Below are 4,680 nucleotides of genomic sequence, written 5' to 3' on the forward strand. Positions count from 1 at the left end.
CGCGTCCGTCTCAACGCCGCGGGCAGTGCTTTCCTTGCCGAGCCGCTCGCTCTGCTCGTCAATGCCGCGCGGCTGGAGGAGCTCGGCCGCAAGCTTGCAAGCGGCGCGACCGGCAGCCTCGCCATCGGCTACGTCGAGGGGGCGGTGCATGCCGGGCTGATCGCCGCGATGCTCAGGGAATTCCGCCGCGAGCGGCCGGATTTTCATCTGCAACTGAGAAGCCGCCGCACGGCCGCGCAGTTCGAGGATCTGCGCCAGCGCGTGCTCGACCTCGGATTCGTCTACGCGCCGGCGCCGCAAGGCGATCCGGATATCGAGAGCATGCTGGTGCGGCGCGAACCGCTGGTGCTGGCGATCCCCGAAGGCGATCCGCTTGTCGATGCGAGCGACATCAGGCCCCGCCATCTTGACGCCCGCGTCTGGATCACCGTCGTGCGCCAACCCGATGACACCAACCGCGCGCAGTTCCTGGCGGCCTGCATGGAGGTCGGTTTCGTGCCCGACATCGCCTACGAGACGGCCGATCCCTTGACCTCGCTCGGCCTGGTCAGCGCCGGGCTGGGCCTAGCGACGGTACAGGAAAGCCTGCAAAGCGCTGCGCCGGCCGGCATCGTCTTTCGCGACCTGCCATGGTTCAAGCGCAGCGTTGAAATCCATCTCGCCTGGCGGCGCAATGACCGGAGGGCGGTGATTGAGGATTTGAGGAGGACGGTGAACGGTGAATGGTGAATAGCGAATGGTTGCTATCTGGCGGTGGACAGATTTCGCCTCACGCGATCCGCACTATTCACCATTCACCTTACATTTTGTCGATCACCGCCTGCACACCTTCCGTCGGCGCGTCGACCGACGAGCCCGCCACCATGATGGCGGCGACGATGGCCTCGGGGTCGTTGACCACCAGCGGCTTCACCCTATGTGCGGTGTGGATGAAGCCTTCGCCCGACATGTGCTCGATGAGCGCCAGCATCGGGTCCCAGAAGGCCTTGATGTTGGCGAACACGATCGGCTTGCGGTGATGGCCGAGTTGCGCCCAGGTCATGATCTCGACGATCTCCTCGACCGTGCCGATGCCGCCCGGCAGCGCCACGAAGGCGTCGGATTTCTCGAACATCCTGTGCTTGCGCTCGTGCATGTTGTCGGTGATCACCAGCTCGTCGAGCTTGTCGAGAGCGGTCTCGGTCGCCTCCTTGTTGATCAGGAAGCGCGGGATGATGCCGGTCACCTTGCCGCCGGCCTTGAGTGCCCCGTCTGCGACGGCGCCCATGATTCCCTTGGTGCCGCCGCCATAGATCAGGCGCAGGCCGGACTTCGCCAGCGAGCGGCCGAGCAGGTGGCCGGCCTTGACATAGGCCTCGTCGCGGCCCGGAGACGAACCGCAATAGACGCAGACGGATCGAATCGTGTTCATGTCATGATTGGTGATAGGGACGGTTGGCGCGGTCAAGCCCAAGGACGGGCTTTTTCTTGTGAGCTTGGTGAAAACACGCTAGACCGGCGTTAGGTGGCTAAGGGGCAGAAAAGATTATGGCTATCAATTCTTCCAAGGCGTTTTTGTTCGCGGCGGGCGGCGTTGCCGTCGTCGCGGCAGTCGCCTACGGGTCGGGCGCGCTCGACCCATACATCAACAAGCAGAATCCGCCGCAGGTCGCGTCGCTGCCGCAGGCAGGCACGAAGCCGGCCGAATCCTCAAGCACCTCCACCGAGGCGCGCGTACCGCAGGCGCAAGCCCCGGCCAATACAATGGCGCCGGCCAACAACACGATGGCGCCGGCCAACAAGATGGCGCCCGCCAACAATGCAACGGCGCCTGCCAACAACGCGACGGCCCCGGCGGAATCCGCCCCGGCCGCTCAGGCGCCGGCCGCCGCAGGACCCACGCTGCCAACCTTCGATGTCGTGCGCGTCGAAGGCAATGGCTCGATTGTCGTCGCCGGCAGCGCGGCGCCCAATGCCAAGGTCGAGGTCCTGAACGGCGGCACGGTGCTCGGCTCGACCGATGCCGGTCCCGATGGTGCCTTCGCCATCGTGCTCGACGATCCGCTGAAGCCGGGCGACTACACGATCACGCTGCGCTCGACCGCTGGCGGCGTCGCCGTCGCCTCGGCGCAGACCGCCGTCGTCTCGGTGCCGCAGAGCCCGACCGGCCAGGTGCTGGCGATGGTCGAGGAGCCCGGCAAGCCGTCCGAATTGCTGACTATTCCGCAGCCCGCGGCCAAGCCGGCGGCAACTGCCGCCACCGGTCAGGCAGCCGCCCCGGATCCGCAGGTCCCGGCCGCAACCGCGCCGGCGGCGTCTGCCCCGGCGGCGCCGCCGGCTGCAACGGCACCGGCAGCTACGGATCAGGCTTCGGCTCCCGCGACCCAGAACGCCGCCGCAGACGAACCGAAGATCGCCGTCGAGGCGGTTGAGATCGACGGCGGCAAGATCTTCGTCGCGGGCAGGGCCGATCCCGGCCGCAAGGTGCGCGCCTATGCCGACGATGTACTGCTTGGCGAGGCGAAAACTTCGCCTGACGGCCATTTCCTGATCGAGGCGGCGCGCGACATTCCGGTCGGCAACCACACCATTCATGTCGACGGCCTGGCCGACGACGGCGTCAAGGTCGTCGCCCGCGCCGCTGTCCCGTTCGAACGCGAGCCCGGCGAGTCGATTGCCGCCGTCGCGCCCAACCAGACCAAGCCCGCCGACAGCAAGCTCGCCCAGGGTGCGGGGTCCCAGCCCGCGGAGGCGAAGTCCGGGGCGGCCAATCCCGCCGAGACGACGGCGCCGGCCACCGCTACCGACGAAGCGGGCAAGCCCGCCGCGACCGCCGACACGTCGGCCGAGGTCGCCGAAGCGAATCCTGCGGCCGACGTGCCTGAAACCATGGCGCCGAAGCTCGAACACGTCGATGGAGCCGTCATCATCCGCCGCAACGATACGCTCTGGCGCATCTCGCGGCGCGTCTATGGCCATGGCGTGCGCTACTCGACCATCTATCTCGCCAACCAGGATCAGATCCGCAATCCCGACCGCATCTGGCCCGGTCAGGTCTTCAAGGTCCCCGGCAAGTCGAAGGAAGGCGAGCCGGCCGACATGAAGGCCATGGGTGACCAGATGACGGCGCCAAAGACGGAGTAAGAGCGCAATCCCCCTCGTGGGGATGTCCGGCAGGGCAGAGGGACGCCGGCGTTCGACACTTCCTACCGTGCTACCCATCCGCCTGGCTTGCCCTCTCATCCTCCATCGTTTATCGGCGATGAACGATGACCGAATCCCTATCCGTCAACCGCGCCCTCAATAGCCGAGCCCTCGACAGCCGCGGCATCGCCACGCGGTTCGCGGCGCTGTCGCATCCGGCACGCATTGAGATCCTGAAGCATCTCTCGGCCAGTAGCTGCTGCTCCTGCCGCGAGGTGGTCGATCATCTCGATCTCGCCCAGTCGACCGTTTCGCAGCATCTGAAGATCCTGGTCGAAGCAGGGCTCGTCCGCTTCGAGGCGGATCGCCAGCGTTCACGCTACGCGGTGGACCGCGCTACGCTCGCCGAGGTCTCGGCGTCGCTCGCGGCCCTGGTCGATTCCTGCTGCGGCGAAAGCATGAAAGAAAGCTAAGAACAAAATGGCCGACAAGACCGTCTCCGCCGAAACCGGCACCCTCACCACTCTGCGCAATCTGTGGCCCTATATGTGGCCGGCCGACCGTGCCGACTTGAGAGCCCGCGTCACCTGGGCGACGCTGCTTCTCGTCGTCGCCAAGGTCACCCTGGTCGCCGGCCCCTATTTCTTCAAATGGGCAACCGATGCGCTCGCCCACGCCTCGAAGACGCCGCCGCCGCTGCCCGCCTTCATGCTCGCGCCGGTGATGCTGGTCATCGCCTATAATGTGCTGAGGCTGGTCCAGCTCGGCTTCAACCAGCTGCGCGACGCGCTGTTTGCCCGCGTCGGCCAATACGCGGTGCGCCAGCTTGCTTTCCGCACCTTCGTCCACATGCATCAGCTGTCGCTGCGCTTCCATCTTGAGCGCCGCACCGGCGGTCTGTCGCGCATCATCGAGCGCGGCACCAAGGGCATCGAGACGATCGTGCGCTTTGTCATGCTGAACACGGCGCCGACCATTCTCGAATTCGCGCTGACGGCCGGCATTTTCGCCTACACCTATGGCTGGAAATACGTCGCCGTGGTCGCGGTCACCGTGTGGATCTATGTCTGGTTCACGGTCAAGGCCAGCGACTGGCGCATCTCGATCCGCCGCGACATGAACGAAAGCGACACCGACGCCAACACCAAGGCGATCGACTCGCTCTTGAATTTCGAGACGGTCAAATATTTCACCAATGAGCGCATGGAAGCCGAGCGCTTCGACCGCTCGATGGCGCGTTATGAAACCGCCGCCACCAAGACCTGGACCTCGCTCGGCTGGCTTAACTTCGGCCAGGGTCTCATCTTCGGCCTCGGCACGGTCGTCGTCATGTGCATGTCGGCGCTGGAGGTGCAGGCCGGCACGCAGTCGGTCGGCGATTTCGTCTTCATCAACGCCATGCTGATGCAGCTGTCGGTGCCGCTCAACTTCATCGGCTTCATCTATCGCGAAATCCGCCAGGGCTTGACCGATATCGAGCACATGTTCGACCTGCTCGACGTGCCTCAGGAGATTGTCGACAAGCCGGACGCCAGGCCGTTGAAGGTGAGTGCCGGC

At 65.6% G+C, this 4,680-nt stretch carries 5 protein-coding genes; 4 read left to right on the forward strand and 1 reads right to left on the reverse strand.

Features of this window, described 5'->3' with window-relative positions; translation table 11 throughout:
• A partial coding sequence (locus EOA75_RS29070) for a LysR family substrate-binding domain-containing protein (RefSeq protein ID WP_127325773.1) occupies window positions 1-729 on the forward strand: 729 nt, incomplete at its 5' end.
• 70 nt (window positions 730-799) lie between these two features.
• On the opposite strand, the gene EOA75_RS29075 is transcribed toward EOA75_RS29070, so the two are convergent.
• Window positions 800-1,411: a TIGR00730 family Rossman fold protein gene (locus EOA75_RS29075; RefSeq protein WP_066997348.1), complete on the reverse strand. Its 612-nt coding sequence runs from the start codon at window positions 1,409-1,411 to the stop codon at window positions 800-802.
• Window positions 1,412-1,527: 116 nt separating this feature from the next.
• Between EOA75_RS29075 and EOA75_RS29080 the strand changes: the two genes are divergently transcribed.
• The 3 genes from EOA75_RS29080 to EOA75_RS29090 form a co-directional block, all read left to right on the forward strand.
• Window positions 1,528-3,123, forward strand: a complete 1,596-nt coding sequence (locus tag EOA75_RS29080) for a LysM peptidoglycan-binding domain-containing protein (protein ID WP_127241183.1) — start codon at window positions 1,528-1,530, stop codon at window positions 3,121-3,123.
• A gap of 125 nt (window positions 3,124-3,248) precedes the next feature.
• Window positions 3,249-3,596 (forward strand): metalloregulator ArsR/SmtB family transcription factor, encoded by a 348-nt coding sequence (locus EOA75_RS29085; RefSeq protein ID WP_067321203.1) that lies wholly within the window; start codon window positions 3,249-3,251, stop codon window positions 3,594-3,596.
• Between the two features lie 7 nt (window positions 3,597-3,603).
• The coding region (locus tag EOA75_RS29090; RefSeq protein ID WP_245466772.1) for an ABC transporter transmembrane domain-containing protein at window positions 3,604-4,680 on the forward strand (1,077 nt) is incomplete at its 3' end.

The organism is Mesorhizobium sp. M1A.F.Ca.IN.022.07.1.1 (genome assembly GCF_003997575.1).
In the GTDB taxonomy this organism is placed as follows: Bacteria; Pseudomonadota; Alphaproteobacteria; order Rhizobiales; family Rhizobiaceae; genus Mesorhizobium.